The 19,695-nt window shown below is 61.4% G+C and carries 10 protein-coding genes; 4 read left to right on the top strand and 6 right to left on the bottom strand.

All coding sequences use genetic code 11. The features are described 5' to 3' along the window. Positions 1–18: 18 nt before the first annotated feature. A complete protein-coding gene (locus M1D68_RS07330) occupies positions 19–1,377 on the bottom strand; it encodes a TolC family outer membrane protein (RefSeq protein ID WP_420767423.1) in 1,359 nt (452 codons plus the stop codon). A 449-nt stretch (positions 1,378–1,826) separates the two neighbouring features. On the opposite strand from M1D68_RS07330, the gene M1D68_RS07335 reads away from it, so the two are divergent. Continuing rightward, on the top strand, positions 1,827–8,198 hold the full coding sequence (locus M1D68_RS07335; RefSeq protein ID WP_457969826.1) for a retention module-containing protein: 6,372 nt from the start codon (positions 1,827–1,829) through the stop codon (positions 8,196–8,198). Between the two features lie 104 nt (positions 8,199–8,302). On the opposite strand, the gene M1D68_RS07340 is transcribed toward M1D68_RS07335, so the two are convergent. From M1D68_RS07340 to M1D68_RS07355, 4 genes are all read right to left on the bottom strand, one after another. Then, positions 8,303–10,348: a hypothetical protein gene (locus tag M1D68_RS07340; protein WP_457969828.1), complete on the bottom strand. Its 2,046-nt coding sequence runs from the start codon at positions 10,346–10,348 to the stop codon at positions 8,303–8,305. 265 nt (positions 10,349–10,613) lie between these two features. Continuing rightward, the gene (locus M1D68_RS07345; RefSeq protein WP_434675188.1) at positions 10,614–11,054 is read right to left on the bottom strand and encodes a hypothetical protein; all 441 of its coding nucleotides are present in this window, start codon (positions 11,052–11,054) and stop codon (positions 10,614–10,616) included. A gap of 157 nt (positions 11,055–11,211) precedes the next feature. Then, positions 11,212–11,607 (bottom strand): YbaN family protein, encoded by a 396-nt coding sequence (locus M1D68_RS07350; protein ID WP_434562943.1) that lies wholly within the window; start codon positions 11,605–11,607, stop codon positions 11,212–11,214. 8 nt (positions 11,608–11,615) lie between these two features. Next, positions 11,616–12,203, bottom strand: coding sequence for a UPF0149 family protein (locus tag M1D68_RS07355; protein WP_420767418.1), 588 nt, complete (start codon positions 12,201–12,203; stop codon positions 11,616–11,618). A 327-nt stretch (positions 12,204–12,530) separates the two neighbouring features. Here M1D68_RS07355 and recQ point away from each other — a divergent pair, with 327 nt between their 5' ends. The 3 genes from recQ to M1D68_RS07370 all read left to right on the top strand — a co-directional run bounded on the left by recQ (position 12,531) and on the right by M1D68_RS07370 (position 17,294). Next, entirely contained in the window at positions 12,531–14,657 is a 2,127-nt protein-coding gene (gene recQ / locus M1D68_RS07360) for a DNA helicase RecQ (RefSeq protein WP_434610221.1), read from the top strand. A gap of 117 nt (positions 14,658–14,774) precedes the next feature. Beyond that, complete coding sequence (locus M1D68_RS07365; protein ID WP_003199001.1) at positions 14,775–15,209, top strand: MarR family transcriptional regulator; 435 nt, start codon at positions 14,775–14,777, stop codon at positions 15,207–15,209. A 111-nt stretch (positions 15,210–15,320) separates the two neighbouring features. Continuing rightward, on the top strand, positions 15,321–17,294 hold the full coding sequence (locus tag M1D68_RS07370; RefSeq protein ID WP_457969832.1) for a FimV/HubP family polar landmark protein: 1,974 nt from the start codon (positions 15,321–15,323) through the stop codon (positions 17,292–17,294). A gap of 136 nt (positions 17,295–17,430) precedes the next feature. Here the strand turns inward: M1D68_RS07370 and M1D68_RS07375 are convergent, their stop codons facing one another. After that, entirely contained in the window at positions 17,431–19,632 is a 2,202-nt protein-coding gene (locus M1D68_RS07375; RefSeq protein ID WP_457969834.1) for a patatin-like phospholipase family protein, read from the bottom strand. Positions 19,633–19,695 lie beyond the last annotated feature (63 nt).

Consider the following 19,695-nt stretch of genomic DNA (forward strand, 5'->3'; position numbering starts at 1 on the left):
CTGATCACTCCCACTGGATTACTTCAGTTCCGGCAGCCGTGCCTGGTTCTTGACTTCGGTCTGCGCGACCGCATCGGCCGGCAGCACGATCCGTTGTTTCTGCAGCAGCAGGCCCATGTTCGCCAACACCCGGTACATCGAGTACTCCTCGGTGTAGCGCACCTCGGTGTAACGGCGGTTGGCGTTATACAGCTCGTTTTCACTGTCGAGCAGGTCAAGCAGTGTGCGTTGGCCGAGGCCGAACTGATCTTGATAAGCCGCGCGCACACGAGAAGTGGTGTCGGCGTATTCCCGGGCGGTCGGGGTCTGTTTGCGGGCGTTGAGCATTGCGTTCCAGGCCAGGCGGGTGTCTTCGTTGAGCTGGCGCAATGCGTTGTTGCGGATGTCCATCGCCTGGTTGATCTGGTGGGCGTTGGATGCCAGCCGCGCCTTGTCGCTGCCGCCGCGGAACAGGTTGTAGTTCATCACCACGCCCAGCCGCCAGTTGTTGTCGTGGCCTTCCTCGCCACCCAGGTTGTTGTTGGCGCCCACGGCTGCTTCGGCGTCGAAGCGCGGATAGAACGGTGATTTCGCCACCTCGTATTGGCTTTCGGCGGACTGGATGTCGGCCTGGGCCGATTTCAGGTACGGGTTGTTATCCACCATGCTTTGCTGGGCCTCGCGCAGGTCCACGGGGATCTCGCCTTTGGTGGACGGTGGGGTTTCCAGCTCATCGGGCATGCGCCCGACCACGCTGTAGAAATTTGCTTCCGCGTCCGCCAGGTCGACCTGGGCGGTGTCGTAGTTGTTTTCCGCCAGGGCCCGACGTGCATTGGACTGATCGGAGTCGGCGGTACTGCCCACGCCGCGCTCGGTGCGCAGGCCGATCTGGTCATTGACGCGCAGGTGCGCTTGCAGGTTGTTCTTGGCCAAGGTCACCAGTTCGCGACGCTTGAGCACTTCCAGGTAGACCTCGATGGTCCGCAGCGCCAGATCCTGCGCGGTGCCCTGGGCGTAATAGGCCCGGGAATTGACCACGCCCTGGGTACGTTCCACTTCATTGGCGGTATTAAAACCGTCGAAGATCATCTGCCGCAGGCGCAGTTCCGACTGGGTGTAGGTCAGGATGTTGGTGTGATGGTTGCCCAGTGCCCGGGTATTGGTGTTGTCGCTGTAGCCACGGCCATAACCGGCGTTCAAATCCACCGACGGAAAGAAGCCTCCTCTGGCGACCTTGACGTCCTCGTTGGCCGACAGACGGCTGTCTACCCGTTGCGCCAGTTCCGGGTGAGTCGCGATGGTGCTCTGGATCGCCTCGGTCAGGGACATCGCCTGAACCTGAGAGGAGCAGGCCATGGCCAGTAGAACCGCGCTGCAGAGGGGGGTAAGAACGCGCATGGGGTGCTTCTCCTGAGATCTGTTGTACTTCGTTGTCGCCAGAATATTGACGTTTAAAAGATCAAAACCGTTTCAACCTTGTAACAACACAGCTAAGAACATCCTAGGAAAAACCTAAGAAGAATTTCTCATAACAGTTATTCCAAAAAAAACTTATGAGCTTGGAAAAATCCAGCACATTGTTCAAAGCGAAAGCCTCGCCGAATAAGGGTTGCGTCGGTTTGTAGGCGTCAATAAAAAGTTCCACATAATTTTTGAAACGATGTGAAGAGGTGCTGAAGGGTTCAAAAGTGAGACAGTTTTGAGTGACGTTTTTTTGTCGTTATGGCAATTTGACTGTCCCTCGTACGGTCTCGAAAGCTGGCAGATTTTCCAAATTCTGGCGGCTACCCAGCACCGATCTTCACCCAGACAGGTGCCGACTGTGGTTGGCAGCGGAGGGAATGCACATGGCAGCGCTCATCGGTACCGTCAGCAAGGTGGTAGGGCAGGTTTTCGCACAGGACGTCGGCGGGCTGCGGCGTCCTCTGGTCGAAGGTGACCGGCTGTATGCCGGCGAGCACCTGGTCACCGGGGCCGAAGGCGCTGTCGCGGTGCAGTTGCAGAACGGCCATGAGCTGACCCTGGGTCGCGGCAGCGACTTGACCTTGACCCCACAATTGCTCGCCGATCAGCAGGCGCCGCGGGTGGACACGCCGCAAACGCCGACGCCCAGCGAGGCCCAACTGACCGATGTGCAGAAGCTGCAGCAAGCCATCGCGGCCGGCGCCGACCCGACCCAGACTGGCGAGGCCACGGCCGCCGGGGCCGAGGGCGGCAACCCCGGCGCAGTGGGCGGCGGGCACAGTTTTGTGTTGCTGGAAGAAGTCGGTGGACAGGTCGATCCACTGATCGGCTTCCCCACCGCAGGCTTCAATGGCATACCCGAATTTCCGCTGCTGGAGGTGGCGGCTGACCCGGATGGCGACGACGCAGCCGTTGCGCCGGTCATTCCTGAGACCCCAGACAACCCCGTCACCCTCGACGGCCTGACCGTGGACGGTGGCGAATTGACCGCCAACGAGGCCAACCTCGCCGACGGCACCGCCAGTAATGCTGGTGCATTGGTGCAAAATGGCACCTTTACCATCTCGGCTCCCGACGGCCTGAGCAGCTTGAGCATCGGCGGCATCAGCGTCATCACCGGCGGCGTGCCCGCAGGTTTCCCGCAGTCCATCACTTCGGCCCTGGGCAACACGCTGACGATTACCGGATACGACCCCGCCACTGGCGTCGTCACCTACAGCTACACCTTGACCGACAACGAGGCGCATCCGGCGGGCGGTGGTGCCAACACCATCAGCGAGCAATTCCCGGTGGTGGCAATCGACACCGACGGTGATATCGCGAACGGGAGCCTGGACGTCAACATCACCGACGACGTGCCCCAGGCGATCGACGACAGCCACGCCAGTACCGCGTCGGAAACCCTCGTGAGCCTGACCGGCAACGTTTTGCCCAACGATCACCAGGGTGCGGACCGCATTCCCACCGGCCCTGACAGCGGGCCGATCATTGGCGGCACATTTACCGGCACCTACGGTACTTTGGTTCTCAATCCCAATGGCACCTACACCTACACGCTGAACACCAGCGATCCGCAGTTTGTCGCCTTACACGGCGGCGGCAGCGGCACGGAAACCTTCACCTACGCCCTGACCGACGCCGATGGCGACACCAGCACCGCGAACCTGGTGCTGCAAGTCCACAACAACGACGACCCGGTGATCATCACCGGCCTGGATACCGATGGCGGCGAGCTCACGGTCCAGGAAAACAACCTCGACGACGGCAGCAGCCCGGACACGTCGGCGCTGACGCAAAACGGCACCTTCACCGTGACCGCGCTGGACGGCGTGCAGAGCCTGAGCGTTGGCGGCATCACCGTGGTCAGCGGTGGCGTGGCCGCCGGATTTCCACAATCGATCACCACGGCGCTGGGCAATACCCTGACCGTGACCGGCTTCAACGCCGCCACGGGCGTGGTCAGCTATAGCTACACCTTGCTCGACAACGAAGCCCATCCCAACGCCAGCGGCGCCAACAGCCTTGGCGAGCAATTTACCGTGGTGGTCACGGACGATAACGGGACCACGGCCACCGGCAACCTGGACGTGAATATCGTCGATGACGTGCCCAACGCCGTGGACGACAGCAACACCGGCACCGCGTCGGAAAGCAACCTGACCCTCACCGGCAGCGTGCTGCCCAACGACACCCAAGGCGCCGATCAGGTGGCGTCCGATCCGATCACGCCCGGAACGTTCACCGGCACCTATGGCACCCTCGTCCTGAACGCCGATGGGTCCTACACCTACACGCTCAATGCGTCCGATACCGATTTCAAAGGCCTGAATGGTGGCGGCAGCGGCACGGAAACCTTCACCTACACCCTGACCGACGCCGATGGAGACACCAGCACCGCGAACCTGGTGCTGCAAGTCCACAACAACGACGACCCGGTGATCATCGACGGCCTGGACACCGATGGCGGCGAGCTCACGGTCCAGGAAAACAACCTCGACGACGGCAGCAGCCCGGACACGTCGGCGCTGACGCAAAACGGCACCTTTACCGTGACCGCGCTGGACGGCGTGCAGAGCCTGAGCGTTGGCGGCATCACCGTGGTCAGCGGTGGCGTGGCCGCCGGATTTCCACAATCGATCACCACGGCGCTGGGCAATACCCTGACCGTGACCGGCTTCAACGCCGCCACGGGCGTGGTCAGCTACAGCTACACCTTGCTCGACAACGAAGCCCATCCCAACGCCAGCGGCGCCAACAGCCTTGGCGAGCAATTTACCGTGGTGGTCACGGACGATAACGGGACCACGGCCACCGGCAACCTGGACGTGAACATTGTCGATGACTTGCCTACCGCTTATGCCGACTCCGCCTCGGTGGATGAGGGCGGGACGGTCAGCGGCAACGTTCTCAACAACGATGAGGGCGGTGCCGATGGGCCTGCGGCAAGCGGCGCGGTGATCGGCGTTCGCGCTGGCAGCGATACCTCGACCTCGGCCGTTGGCGGCCTCAATACCCAGATCAACGGCAGCTATGGTTACCTGACCCTGGACGCCAATGGCAACGCTGTGTACCACAGCAATCCGAATGCCGTCAGCGCACCGGGTGCCACCGACGTGTTCACCTACACCGTGCGCGACGCCGACGGTGACGAAAGCACCACCACCATCACCATCGACGTGCATAACAGCTGCCTCGTCGCCGCACCGGATGATGAAGTCAGCGTGCGTGAAAGCGCGCTCGACCTGAACCAGGACGGCCAGGACCTGGCCCCCGGCACCGTCACCGGTAGCCTGCCGAACGCCACCAGCGAAACCGCCAGCGGCAGCCTGCTGGACTCGGTGACCGGTGCCGTTGGCGCCGTCACGTTCGCCCTGGTCGGCAATGCCACCGGCGCCCACGGTCAACTATTGCTCAACCCGGACGGTTCCTACACCTACACCCTGACGTCGCCCGCCACGACAACGCCCGCCGCCAACGATGGCCCGAATGAACTGAGTGAAAGCTTTACCTATCAGGCCACGGATTCACTCGGCAACACCGTCACCAGCACCATCGTCATCAATATTGTCGACGATGTGCCCAAGGCGCATTGCGATACCGCCGCGGTGGTGGAGGGCGGGACGGTCAGCGGCAACGTTTTGCACAACGACGTGCTTGGTGCCGACGGTGGCACGGTGGTTGGCGTGCGCGCTGGCAACGACACCTCAAGCCCCGCCAACGGCGGCCTCAATACGCAGATCAATGGCGCTTATGGCTACCTGACGCTGGATGCCAACGGCAATGCGGTCTATCACAGCAATCCGGACTCCGTCGGCGCGCCAGGTGCAACTGATGTGTTCACCTACACCGTGCGCGACGGTGACGGCGATGAAAGCACCACAACCATCACCATCGATGTGCACAACAGTTGCCTGGTTGCCGAGACCGACCATGACATCACCGTCTACGAAAAGGCCCTGGACCTGAAACAGGACGGCCAGGACCTGGCGCCCGGCACCACGACCGGCAGCGAGCCAGGTTCCACCAGCGAAACCGCGACTGGCTCCCTGGTAGGCTCGGTCACTGGCGCAACCGGAGCCGTCACGTTCGCCCTGGTGGGTGATGCCAACGGCGCCCACGGCCAATTGTCGCTCAACCCCAATGGTTCCTACACCTATACGCTGACGTCTGCGGCGGCAACGTCGCCCAATGCCAACAATGGCCCGAACGTATTGACCGAGAACTTCACCTATCAGGCTACTGACGCCCTGGGCAACAGCACCACCGGCAACCTGGTGGTCAGCATCGTCGATGACGTACCCAAGGCTGTCGCGTCCGAGCGTTCGGTCACGGCGACCGAGATCGACTCGAACCTGCTGATCGTGCTCGACGTCTCCGGCAGCATGAAAGATGCCTCCGGTGTCCCGGGGCTTTCGCGAATGGACCTGGCCAAGCAGGCGGTCAGCGCCTTGCTCGACAAATACGACGACATGGGCGACGTGAAAGTCCAACTGGTGACCTTCAGCGGCAGCGCCACCGACCAGAGTGCCGTCTGGGTGGACGTTGCAACCGCCAAGACGCTGATCGCCGCGCTGAAAGCGCACGGTGACACCAATTACGACGCGGCGGTGGCCACGGCCCAGACTGCGTTCGCAACCTCCGGCAAACTGGTTGGCGCACAAAACGTTGGCTACTTCTTTTCAGACGGCAAGCCGACCTTGGGCGAAATCGGCTCGGCGGACGAGGTCGCGTGGAAAGCCTTTCTCGATGCCAATGGCATCAAGAACTACGCCATCGGACTGGGCAGCGGCGCGAGAAACATCAATCTCGATCCGCTGGCCCACGACGGCAGCACCCACACCGACACAAACGCGGTCGTGGTCACCGACCTGAACCAGCTCAACTCGGTGCTTTCCGGCACCGTGCAGGGCGTGCCGGTCACCGGCAGCCTGCTCGGGGAGGGCGGTTCGTTCGGCGCCGACGGCGGATTTGTCAAAAGCCTCCTGGTGGACGGCACGAGCTACAGCTACAACCCGGACGCCAACGGTGGCCAGGGAGCACTGACTGCCAGCGGTGGCGCCAATCATGGGGTCTTCAATACGGCGACCAACACGGTCAGCATCGCCACCGGCCACGACGGCACTCTGGTGGTGAACCTCGACACCGGGGCGTTCAGCTACACCTCCCAGACCACCACCGGTACGTTGATCACCGAGAACATCGGCTACACCCTCAGTGATAACGATGGCGACCTGGCCAGCTCCAACCTGGTCATCAAGGTCCAACCCAACAGCCCGCCGGTGGCGATCGATGACAACGTCATAACCAACGTGCTGTCGGGCAATATCGTAGTCCCCGGTGAGCTGTTGCTGGGCAACGACAGCGACGCCAATGGCGACCCGCTTACCGCGTCGCCGACCAGTTTCAACACAGGCTGGGTTGCCAAGGGCGCGGACTTCACCGGCAGCACCGGCACCGCAAGCTTCGCCGGCAACAACGTCCAGTCGATCAACCTGAACCGCAGCGCCTTCGTCGCCAATGCCGCGAGCATGACAGCGGTGCTGGTGGTCAGTGGCGCGCTGGGGGCGGTGTCGAACAGCAACGCCAACGATGAAGACCGGCTCAACATCAGCCTGAAGCAGGGCGAAACCCTCAAACTGGATCACAACCTGGCCGCGGGCCGCATCGCCATGGAGTACTCCTTGAATGGCGGGCCCTTCATCGCGATCAGCGACGGTGCCTCGTTCACGGCGGCGGCGACTGGCAACTACCAGATCCATGTGACCAACATTCCCAATCCTGGCAATGGCAACGGCAATGGCTCGGAAAACTACCAGCTGACCCTGACGGTCAACTACGCGGGCGCTCAAAACAGCACGCCGGATTTCCATGGCACCTACACCGCCAGCGACAACCACGGTGGCAGCGATAGCGCCGGGGTAGGCATCAGCTATCAAGCCGGTCACACCCTGACGGGGACGGCGGGCGACGACGTGCTGCTGGCCGGCAATGGCGACAACGTGCTGAACGCCGGCGGTGGCGACGATGTTCTCAGCGCGGGCTCTGGCAATAACGCCATGCACGGTGGGGCAGGGGATGATGTGCTCTACAGCGGCGTCGGCAACGACCTGCTCGACGGCGGCACCGGCAACGATACCGCCAGCTATGCCCATGCCACGGCAGGCGTCACCGTGAACCTCGGCCTGCTGGCCGCGCAAAACACCCTCGGGGCCGGGACCGACACCCTGGCCGGCATCGAAAACCTCGTTGGCTCGAATTTCAACGACACCCTCACGGGTGACGGCTCGGGCAATCGCATCGATGGCGGCCTTGGCCATGACGTGCTCAACGGCGGGGGCGGCGACGACATTTTGATTGGCGGCCTGGGCAATAACATCCTCAGCGGCGGCAGCGGCGCGGACACCTTCCAATGGCAGGCTGGCAACAGCGGCCACGACGTCATCACCGACTTCACCCCGGGCCTGGACAAACTCGACCTGTCCCAACTGCTACTGGGCGAAAACGGCAGCGCGGCGTCCCTGGACGACTACCTGCACTTCACCGTCACCGGAACCGGCGCATCGGTCGTGACCAGCATCGACGTCAGCAGCACCGCGGGCGCCACGCCGAACCAGACCATCGACCTGGCCGGCATCGATCTTGCCAGCCATTACGGGGTGACGCCGGGATCGGGTGGAATGATTGGCGGGGCTGATACGGCGACGATCATCAACGGAATGCTCAATGATCATTCGTTGAAGGTGGACACGGTTTGAGCTGAAACGAAGTGGGCAGCACCCGGCGAAATGCCGGTGCTGCCTGGCGCTTTGGACTCAAGCATGACGAACCCTGTCAGACCTCGTTCAGCGTTTCCTGCCGGTCAAGCGTCCACCACGCTGTCTTGGAGGATGACCTGGTACTGATACGTCCCCGACGCATCGAGCCAGGTGGCGAGAATGGCGTTGGGATTAGAGGCTACGGTCAGGGTTTCGTCTTCCGGAGCGGGATCCTCGCCAAATACTGTTTCGGCATCCGTCTGCTGCAGGATTACTTTCCATTGATAGACCGAACCCTCGCGCCAGGTCACGAGTGTGGCGGTAGCCCCCTCGACCTGGTCATGTCCATCAGGAATAGGGATCTGAGAATCGCCTTGATCGTCGCCGATGGCGCCGGGCTGACGCAGTTGCAACGTTGCCTCATCGACCAACTGGCCGATGCCGTCGAAGACTTGGCCGGAGGTCGCCAACTGCCGGGCCAGTGTCTTGCTGTTCGGCAGGGCTTCTTTGTTCAGCCAGGTCAGCGCGATGTATTGATAAGCGCCAACGGTTCGAGAACTGGCCGTCGATATGATGTAGCCGACGCCTCGATAGAGTGGGAGCTGGTTAGTCGTGTCCCAGGTACCGTACCAAGTTAATCGATAGTAACGATCTGGCCCGGCGACGGCACCGTAATAAACCGCGGAACGCCAATCAGCGGGGAACACATAACGGGCGTCGAGGGCTGTGAACTGAGTGCCCGGCGAAGGGGCTATCGCCCCGGAAACACTTCGCCGCCACCTTTCTGCGTTATCACCGCTAATACGGTGCGTGGAAAAAACCCACACCCAAGCCTGGTTGATGGTCACGGTGTAGGCAAGGCTGGCTCCGGTGCTGTCGGTGACGCGGATATCGGTGGTCCCTGCGCGTGCGATAAAGACTCGGCCATCAGCGGCGTTCACCGAAGCGACACTGGGATTGCTGGAGGTGTAGCTGTACGGAGGACTCCCATTGGAGGCTTGCCGCTGCACGTCCGAGAAATCCGGCCTGAACGGATGCGCTTCGGATGCGGTGGTCACGTGCACCGGTTGGGTGAATCTTACCGGGCTGGTATCGATCGTCAGGGCCACAGCCACCGTAAGGTGGCGTACATTCGAGTACACATTTGTGGGGTGGTAAAGGGATTTGGCATAAAGACGACGTCTTCCTGCGGGGACGGTGATGGCCAAGGTCCAAAGGCCGGTTGCTGCATCTGCGGTTGCAGTCCCCTTGGAAACGGCGCTGGACCCACTACCGTCGTATACCTCGATTTGCTTTCCTTTGCTTGCCTGCCCCGAGAGCGTCAAGGCGGTGCTGGTGGTGCTGCCTTCGTCGGGAATGTCCTGGCCGGCGGGGTCTTTTACGCTGTCGAGGGTAGGGGTGATCAACGCAACTTCAAGATGAATATCCAGGCGCCTGGTCTTCGACTCGTTGGCATTGCCCAATTGGTCGGTGACGGTGAATCGCAGCGGCGTGGCGGGGTTGTCCCCCGCCTGCCTGAACGTGTCGGTGAACAACGTATGCGCTACCGGCTGGGGAACATCCGCCACGTCGAATGGGACGGTCACGTTGCCCACAAAAAAATCGATATGGTCGTAGTTTCGGCGGTTGGTATAAGTGAATCCGAACTCCACCCCTTGCTCCGCCTTATCGAAGCTGACGCCGTCGATAATAACGTCAAGTGGAATGACTAGATCCGCGCTGAGTGATGGTTCACCCGGCGATTGCAGGTGATAGAGAACGTTCAGCGGTCGAGAGAGCTCTTCGTTGTTCCCAACGCGGGTGACTTTATAGTGCAGTTTGTTCACCCCTTCATTCAGTCTCCCAGGAGTGACATGCAATGGGATGCGTTCTTGCTCCTGCCCTGGCAGAACGGTATGGCCATCAACGGGGGTCGGCCCGTCATTGACGTATAAATCGACTCGATCAAACGCGGCCATTGTCCAGGAACGACCGATGAGTTCGGCCCATGGGTCAACCACGCATAGCAGTCCGTCGGACGATGAGTCGTAAAGCTTCTTGGGCACTCCGCCATTTGCGATGCCTGCCGGTTTCACCGGACTTATCCAACCCGGAATGACCACAGGATATAGTTCAAACAGCAGGTTTAAGGCAGGGGATCGGATATCCATGGCGATTTTCCCAAGAGCTGAACGGGCGAATGACCGTTGATGTATGGGCTATCAAACTCCCAGCAGGCAGCGCTGGCTACTGTCAGAGTCGACAGGTATGGGCAGGTTTTGGATGAGCGGTAGGGAGCTGGGAGGGGTGACGTTTTTCGCAGGCTTGGTGGGCGAAGTTTGAAGCTGGACACGGTTTAAGCTGAGCCGAATAGACAACACCCGGCGAAATGTCGGGTGTGGTCTATCAGCTACGGGAGGGCTCTGCTGGAACGGGTCATGCTATGAGTTCACGCACCAACAAGTTGAGTACCGATGAGTATTCATATTCCCGCGTGCCGGCGCGCCACAAGGTATAGCTCACCCTGACACGTCGGCCCATGTTCGGCATGACAAATTCTGTCCCCACCGCGAACCGCACCGGACGGCCTTCGAAGACGTCGGAGACGGTCAATTTGCTGCTGGTACACCCCAACGAATCTTCCCCAAGCCAATAGCACCTAAGAATGTCGTTGCGGGCCATTTGCGGATATTCGATCAGCACGTGAACGACTTCGAACTCTTTGCCAGGGTCGAACACATCCGGCGGGGAGGCCTCTTCCAACCTGGGGCAGGGCAACGTGGCACGCACGGTAGGGGGCAGCCGTTTGGCTGCATGGCGGGCGCGAGGCGATACTTGATTGGCGTAGGAACCGAGTGGGAAGGAAATGTCGGGCATGACCACGCTCCTTGGGGCGACGCTATGGTTGAAGCATGACGAAATGATGACATTGAGCCTCGACCGTGGCGCGCTGGCTACTGTCAAGGTTGACAGGTCGACAGCGATTCGCGACGAAAGGTGCAGAACCCTTTGCGACGCTACGCGACCTTCTGCATCAGGGCCGGCGCAGCGTTTTTTGCCGGAGTATGTAAACCGTCACCAGCACCGCGCTGGTCAGCATGAAGACCCGCGCCCACGGCAATGGCACCAGGTAGCACGAGAGCAGGATGCTTACCCACATCAAGCCGATGGCGTAGACCTTGCCCTTGAGCGGGATGCCGTTGCCGCTGAGGTAGTCGCCGATCCACGGGCCGAGGCGGGGATGTTCCACCAGCCATTGGTAGAAGCGCGGCGAACTGCGAGCGAAACAGGCAGCGGCCAGGAGGAGGAAGGGGGTGGTGGGGAGAACGGGAATGAAGATGCCGATGACCCCCAGCACCACGCTCAGCCAGCCGACGGCCAGCAGAGCGTAACGCAGGATCAGCGGGCGCTTGCCGATAGGGGCGCGCACCCGGTGACTCAGTGGTGGCGAGGCTTGAGAATCGCCGGCTTCTCGTCCGGTGCGTTGCACAGCAGGTACAGGGCCGTCAGTGCTTCCGGGATCTGCACGATCATGTCGTCCATCAGGTTCGCGTCCTTGGCAATGTCTTCGAACTCCGGTTGCTCGTCGAACAGGCCGGAACCGACCATGATCGGCAGCAGCATTTCGCTGACTTCTTCCTCGGCGGTTTCGAACCAGGCGGCTTCGCGCAGGAACACGCCTTCCATGAAACCGATGCACCAGCCGCGCAGTTCCGAATCGTCCGGGTCGTCGCCCAGGTCCAGCTCGCACGGCAACTCGAATTCCTCATCGGAAGCCAGTTGACGCGCGATGTGGGCCTTGAGGCCCACCAGCGTGGCTTCGATTTCAGCGCGCTGGGCTTCGTCGGCGTAGTGCGGTTCTTCGGCGAACAGGGCGTCGATCCACTCACGATCGGGCACCGATTCCGCGCAGATCGACAGGGCAGTCAGATAGCCATGAGCGGCCACGTAATCCAGCGCCTCTTCGTGCAGCTCATCGGCGTCGAGGAAGACTTGCAGGCGGGTCAGTTGCTCAGCGAAGGACATTACGGGCTACCTTGGGGAATAAACAATGCGGGAATTCTAGGCCTTCTTGAGCGCTCAGGCCAGCCGCGTGGTGGATTTGCCTCTTCGTTGGCCGGGCATGACTCAATGTCAGGGCGATCTTTGGCAGGTCTGGGCCTGGTCCAACACTCGCCGCTAGCGCCTCTTGTCAGCAACCCCCTTCGCAACGAAGCCCTCGGGTATACTGCCGCGTTTTGTGATGCCCTGCGGCGTCCCGCCGGTTCGAAACGCCCACTTACGATTTGTCGGTGCAGTCTTTTGGATTCTGAACCAGCCTTGCAGGGATGTTTTGGTGATTTTGGAGTTTCTATGCTCGAACAGGCTCAACGCGTTCTCAAGGACATCTTCGGCTACGACAGTTTCCGTGGCCGCCAGGGTGCCATTATTGAGCGCGTGGCCAGCGGTGGCGATGCCCTGGTGCTCATGCCCACCGGCGGTGGCAAGTCCTTGTGTTTCCAGGTGCCCGCGCTGCTGCGCAATGGTCTGGCGGTGGTGGTTTCGCCGCTGATCGCTTTGATGGATGACCAGGTCGCCACGCTTGAAGAGCTGGGTGTCGCCGCCGCATCGCTCAATTCCACCTTGAGCGCCGAGCAGCAGCGGGACCTGGCGGCGCGCATCAAGCGTGGCGAGGTGAAAATGCTGTACCTGGCGCCGGAGCGCCTCGTGCAGCCTCGCATGCTGGCTTTTCTACAGGGCTTGGAAATAGCCCTGTTCGCCATCGACGAAGCTCACTGCGTGTCCCAATGGGGTCATGATTTCCGTCGCGAATACCTGCAGTTGGGGCAACTGGCAGAGCTGTTTCCCGATGTACCGCGGATCGCGCTGACGGCCACCGCCGACAAGCGCACCCGTGAAGAAATCATTGAGCGGCTGCATCTACAAGACGCCGAGCGATTCCTCTCCAGTTTCGACCGCCCGAATATTTTCTATCGCATCGTGCCCAAGGAGCAGCCGCGCAAGCAGTTGCTGGCGTTCCTCGCGGAGCGGCGCAGCGACGCGGGCATTGTCTATTGCCTGTCGCGCAAGAAAGTCGAGGAGGTGGCGGCGTTCCTCAGCGAACAAGGTTTCCCGGCATTGCCCTATCATGCGGGGCTACCCAATGACTTGCGGGCCTATCACCAGAAGCGCTTTCTCAACGAAGAAGGCTTGATCATGGTCGCCACCGTGGCGTTCGGCATGGGCATCGACAAGCCCAACGTGCGTTTCGTCGCTCATCTTGACTTGCCCAAGTCCCTCGAGGCCTATTACCAGGAAACCGGGCGTGCCGGTCGTGACGGCTTGCCGGCGGATGCCTGGATGGCCTACGGTCTGCAAGACGTGGTGATGCTCAAGCAGATGCTGCAGAACTCGGAGGGCGATGAACGTCACAAGCGGTTGGAGCAGCACAAGCTCGACGCGATGCTTTCACTGTGCGAAGAAACCCGCTGCCGACGCCAGACCCTGCTCGCCTATTTCGACGAAGACATGCCCCAGCCTTGCGGGCACTGTGACAACTGCGTCGATGGAGTGGAGACCTGGGACGCCACCGAGCCTGCCCGCCAGGCACTCTCGACGATCTATCGCACGGGCCAGCGTTATGGCGTGGGGCATCTGGTGGATGTGCTGCTGGGCAAGGACAACGAGAAGGTCCGTGGCTTCGGTCATCAGCACTTGTCAGTCTTTGGCGTGGGCAAGGCCCGCAGCGAAAGCGAATGGCGGTCATTGTTCCGGCAACTGGTGGCCCGCGGGCTGGTGGACATCGACCTGGAAGGCTACGGCGGCTTACGCCTGAGCGCGAGTTGCCGCCCCTTGCTCAAGGGTGAGGTCACCCTGGAGCTGCGCCGCGACCTCAAGCCCGCGACAGCGGTCAAGAGCAGCAAGAGCCAGGCCAGCCAACTGGTGCGCGGCGAAGAGCGCGATCAGTGGGAAGCCTTGCGCGCCCTGCGTCGCAAGCTGGCCGAGGAACACGGTGTACCGCCGTATGTCATCTTTCCCGATTCCACTTTGCTGGAAATGCTCCGCAGCCAACCGACTTCCCTGGCGGAAATGGCCCGGGTCAGTGGTGTCGGCGCGCGCAAGCTGGAGCGTTACGGCGAGGCCTTCCTCCAGGTGTTGGGCGGCGAAGCCGAGACACCGCCAGCGGTGGCCGATGTACGCCACGAACTCATCACCTTGGCTCGAGCCGGCATGACCCCGCTGCAGATTGCCGGACAGTTGCAATGCTCGGAAAAGAACGTCTACACGATGCTGGCCGAGGCCATTGGCGAGCAACAGCTGTCCCTGGAGCAGGCGCTGGATCTGCCTGAAGAATTGATGGGCGAGGTTCAGGATGCGTTCCTCGATGGGGAGGGCGAGTTGCCTCCCGTATCGGAAGTCGCCGCGTTGTTTGTAGGACGTGTCCCAGAAGGAGTTTTGTATTGCGTCAGGGCTGCATTGCAATCGGAATTTGAAGTCTGATCAGCCAGTTACATTCCTTTAACGATTCACTACAGTGCGAGCCTTGCCTGAACCGCAAGCTCATGCTTAGCTGACTAATAATTAGTTTTTCTCTATTTCAGATTTGATGAGTTTTTTATGCCTTTGACCGATCAACACCGTTTTGGCATGCAGTTGGCGCAAATGTCCCGAGGCTGGCGCGCCGAACTGGATCGTCGTCTCGCCGGGCTGGGCCTGTCCCAGGCGCGCTGGCTGGTGCTGCTGCACCTGGCCCGTTTCGAGCAGGCGCCGACCCAACGCGAGTTGGCCCAGAGCGTCGCCGTCGAAGGCCCGACCCTGGCCCGCTTGCTCGATAGCCTGGAAACCCAGGGGCTGGTGCAACGCCAAGCCGTGGCCGAAGACCGTCGGGCCAAGAAAATCGTGCTGTGCGCCCCGGCGTTACCGCTGATCGAACAAATCGAAACCATTGCCACGCAGTTGCGCCGGGAGTTGTTCGAGGGCGTCGATGAAGCGGACATGCGGGTTTGCATGCGGGTTCACGGCACGATCCTGGCCAACCTTGAAAAATCCTGAGGCATATCCCTGGCATCCGACTTTTGAGATTCGACGGTTAGCGAACTATAACCAGTACTAAGCGATCGTATTGGAAGCGTTTCGCATAGGTCGTTGATCAAAGGGATACCCATGCTTGAAAGTTTGCAGTCCACGTTGCGCAGTTGGATCAACGTGTCGGTCGTCGTGGGTGTCCTGGGATTTCCAGCCCTGGCGTCGGCGCTGGGGCTGGGTGAGATCACGCTCCATTCCGCCCTGAACCAGCCGTTGCGCGCCGATATCGCCTTGGTTGACGCGGCGGGCCTCAGCGAGGGCGACCTGTCCGCGAGCCTGGCGGGGGCGGAGGATTTCAGTCGTGCGGGCCTGGAGCGGGTATTCTTCCTCAATAATTTGCGCTTTACCCCCGTGCTGCGTGGCGGGCGCAGTTTCATTCGGGTGACGTCCAGCAAACCGGTGGAGGAGCCGTTTCTCAACTTTCTGGTGCAGCTCAATCAGCCCAACGGGCGTTTGTTGCGCGAATACACCGTGTTGATCGATCCACCGGGCGCGCCCGGCATAGCTCCGTCTGTTGATGAGCCTTCCGCCCCGGCCGAGACAAAGGCAGCCATCAAGCCGCCTCCGGCCACACAGGGCAAACGCTACACCGTGGTGCAGGGCGACAACCCTTGGATCATCGCCAAGCGCCTGCACGATGCGGGCAGCAATGCATCGGTCAATGAACTGATGCAGGGGATTGAGGCCTTGAACCCCGGCAGCGAGCGACTTTCCATCGGCCAACGCTTGTTGCTTCCCGATTCGGCCATCCTGCCTGCTCCAGCCCAAAGTCCTGTCAGCCCGGCTCCCGCCACGCCCGACAACAATGCCGAGCAATTGGCAGCCAGTGTGCTGCAAGGCCAGCAGCAACAGCAGACCATCGAACAACTGCAAGCCAGGATCCAGGCTCAGGACCAGGAAATCGCCGCTCAACGCCAGCAGATCAGCGATCTCCAGGCGCAACTGACCCAGGCATCGTCACCTGAGATCACCTCGGAACTTGCTCCGGAACCCGCCGAATCAACCGAACCCGCCGAAGCCTTGCCGATGGACGAGACAGCACCAGCGACGCAAACCGAAGGCGTCGACTGGTTGTGGGTAGGGGGATTGGTGGGGCTGGTTGGGTTGCTTGCGCTTTTGCTGTTCCTTCGTCACCGTCAACAACAGGAAGTGACAAGGCCTGTGCCATTGGCCGAGCGTCCGGACCTGGCCCTGGATGACGACACCGAAACCTATGCCGAGAGTGCCGACAAAGAGCATCCCGAGGTCGCCTCGTCGTTCAACAATGGCGATGCGCCTTTGGGAGACGTGCTCGAGGGCGTTGGGATCTACCTGACGTATGGCCGTTTCACTGAAGCCGCGGGGCTGCTGCGCGCGGCACTGCTGGCCGAGCCGGACCGTACCGACCTGGGCCTGAAGTTGCTGGATGTATTGGGCAAGCAGGGCGATGTGATCGGCTTCCAGGCCCAGGAGAGCCATTTATCGGCCCAGGGCGTCGATCGCCAGGCACTGGAAGACGTCCGCAAGCGTTACCCCAGGGTGACCCTAGTTAATGCTGCGACGCAAACGCCGACAGAACCCCAGGCACCAGTGCCCGCGCCGAAACCTGTGGCCGCGCCCAGCGATGAGTTCGAGTTGAACCTGGATGGACTTTCCCTGGAGAACAGCTGGGACCTGGCCGATGACCAACGGGCATCCCCAGAGCCCCCAAAACCGCCGGCCGCTGCCGCCGATACGCTGACCCTATCGGGCTTCGATGAGACGGACCTGCAATGGGGCGCGCCGTTGGAAACGGAGTCGTTGGACGATGATTTCCTCGATGGGTTTGCCGATGAGGAGCAAGCGCTGGAGTTGGAGCCAGCGCCCGTTGAACCCGAATTCGAATCCCTCTCCCTCGAACCTGTCTCCTTCGAACCGCACACATCGGAGCACTCGGAGAAACTCGAAGAAGCCCAGAATTGCATCGACGAGGGCGATCTGAAGAGCGCCATCACGTTGCTGGAAGAGCTGCTGCAAGAGGGCGATGAACCGCTCAGGGAAACCGCCCGGGTTTTGCTCGCCGGGATTCGCTGAGACGATTGCAAGGCCGACGGGAATCCTGTGTGGGGGCGAGCCTGCTCGGGATGACAGTTGTGTATTCACAACCTGTGCTAGCCGGTCTACCGCATTCGGGAGCAGGCTCGCTCCCACAAGGTAGGGGCTGTGTACTTTAGAACGTCTGCCCCAGGTTCAAATACACCGCCTGCGCATCGTCGTCATTTACGCCATAGCTGAAGTTCAAGGGGCCCAGCGGCGTGTCGAAGCCTAGGAAGACACTGGCGGCATTGATGTAGCCACTGTCGAACTCGTTGTCGTTGTTCCAGGCCCGACCACGCTCCAGCGAGCCGCCGATATACAGCGGGAAATCCAACGGCAGGTAGGCCCGAGGCGTGAGCCTGCGGTAATACACGGCGCGCATCAGGCTCATGTTCTGGCCGGATATCCCGTCCTCGCGAAAGCCTGATAATTGCCGAGCGCCGCCGAGGACAAAACTGGAGGTCACTACTTCGGCGGTATCGAGGGTGCGGCCGTAGCGACCACCCAGGATGAACGTGTCCGGGCCGCTGCTCAGGGCCTTGTCCAGTTTGAATTCCCATTGGCGGTAGCGCTGGTCCGAACCCAGGCCCGGTTCGTACTGACGCCAGGACAAACCGATGTCTTCGCCTTCGTGGGGGAAGTACACGTTGTCCAGGGAGTCGAAGGAGTACTTGAGTTCGTAGAATCCCTCATTGAAATTTTCGCTGGGCTGGTCGTGGTCGCCGATGCGCACGTCGGCCTTGCCCCAGGCCTGGCCGACACCGAAGCGGATCTCCCCGCTGTTGCCGATCTGGCGACCCAGGTTCAGACCAAAGCCATAGCGCTCGACCCTGTACTGGGCCACCGGATCGTTGTCGAGGATCGAATCGACGTTGCGCGATTCGAACCGTCCATAGGGCGCGACGAAGTAGCGCGAGCCGACATCCAGCGGTTGGTAGAACTCGCTGTACAGCTCCTGTTTGTCGCCGATCTGCGCCCGGGTCAGCCATTCCGCACCCAGTCGATTGATACCGTTGACCCGATAGCTGGCGCCAAGGTTGAAGGCGCTGTCGCCGCGCATGTCGTCCGACAGGCTCAGGCCCACGCGCAGGTAATCGGTGCCGGTGCGTCTGCCCCGGGCATTGATCACCAGCGTGTTGTCCGCGCCCTTGTGTACGACGCGGTATTGCACCTGCTCGAAATAATCCAGGCCGTACAGCGTGCCCATGTCGGTTTGCAGGCGCCCCAGGTCCAGCGGCTCGCCGATCTTCTGGCGAATGTAATAGCGGATCACGTCGTCACCGACTTTCGAATCGTTTTCCACCCGGATCGCGGTGATGACCGGGGTGCGCTCGCTCGGGGTGCGCGCCGCCAGCAGTTCGGCGTCGGCCGGCTCGGCGGGACGCAAGTGCGCCAGGCGCGTTTGGAGTATCCGTGTGGCGCGGTAACCGGCATCGACTATTTCCTGCGCTCGTCCGAAGTCGGTGGAACCGAAGCTTGCCAGGGCCGGTTGGATCAACACGTCATCTTTCCCCAACGTGGCCAATTGCTCTTCGGAGTTGCGCCGGGTCATGAGCGTCGTTGACTGATTCAACACGTCCACCACCGTGACCAGTTGCTTGCGGGTGCGCAGTGGGGTGCCGATATCAACGACGATGGCCACGTCCACCCCCATTTCCCGAGCCACATCCAAAGGGATGTTGTCGGTCATGCCACCGTCCACCAGAAGGCGGCCGTCCAGCTCCACCGGCGCAAACACGGCCGGGATCGACATGCTGGCGCGGATGACCTTGGGCAGGTGGCCCTTGCGAAACACGACTTTTTCACCGGTGGCGATGTCGGTCGCCACGGCGCGGAAGGGGATCGGCAGTTTGTCGAAGTCCCGGGTATCACTGGCGTGGGCCAGGAGGCTTTCGAGCAGCAGGGCCAGGTTCTGTCCCTGGATCACTCCCAGCGGCAGGCCGAGGCTGCCGTCGTCGCGAAAGCTCAGTTTCTGCTTGACCAGGAAATCCCGGTCATCCTGCTTGCGCCTGAAGGGTACGTCCTTGCGCGGCGGGGCATCGGACAGGGCTTGTTGCCAATCAATGCCCAGGGCGAGTTTTTCCAGCTCGTCGATCTTGTAGCCCGAGGCATAGAGGCCGCCGATCACCGCGCCCATGCTGGTGCCGGCGATGGCGTCGATCTTGATGCCTTGTTCCTCCAGGGCCTTGAGCACGCCGATGTGGGCCAGCCCACGGGCCGCGCCGCCGGACAGTACCAGGCCGATCTTCGGGCGCCATGTTTCGACGGCGGGCTCGTTGGCCTGGCCGAGCAGGGGCAATAGCAAAAGTAGCAGGCAAGGCAGCAGGCGGCGCATCGTCAATTCCGGGTAGGCAATCAAAGGCGAGTAGTATAACGACGCCTTTGCAACCAGGAGTTG

It is taken from the genome of Pseudomonas sp. R4-84, assembly GCF_054130985.1.

Bases quoted from the DNA above. Each gene is read 5' to 3' on its own strand.
- M1D68_RS07340 (WP_457969828.1), bottom strand. From the start codon at position 10,348: ATGGATATCCGATCCCCTGCCTTAAACCTGCTGTTTGAACTATATCCT.
- M1D68_RS07365 (WP_003199001.1), top strand. From the start codon at position 14,775: ATGCCTTTGACCGATCAACACCGTTTTGGCATGCAGTTGGCGCAAATG.
- M1D68_RS07370 (WP_457969832.1), top strand. From the start codon at position 15,321: ATGCTTGAAAGTTTGCAGTCCACGTTGCGCAGTTGGATCAACGTGTCG.
- M1D68_RS07335 (WP_457969826.1), top strand. From the start codon at position 1,827: ATGGCAGCGCTCATCGGTACCGTCAGCAAGGTGGTAGGGCAGGTTTTC.
- M1D68_RS07330 (WP_420767423.1), bottom strand. From the start codon at position 1,377: ATGCGCGTTCTTACCCCCCTCTGCAGCGCGGTTCTACTGGCCATGGCC.
- M1D68_RS07375 (WP_457969834.1), bottom strand. From the start codon at position 19,632: ATGCGCCGCCTGCTGCCTTGCCTGCTACTTTTGCTATTGCCCCTGCTC.
- recQ (WP_434610221.1), top strand. From the start codon at position 12,531: ATGCTCGAACAGGCTCAACGCGTTCTCAAGGACATCTTCGGCTACGAC.
- M1D68_RS07345 (WP_434675188.1), bottom strand. From the start codon at position 11,054: ATGCCCGACATTTCCTTCCCACTCGGTTCCTACGCCAATCAAGTATCG.
- M1D68_RS07355 (WP_420767418.1), bottom strand. From the start codon at position 12,203: ATGTCCTTCGCTGAGCAACTGACCCGCCTGCAAGTCTTCCTCGACGCC.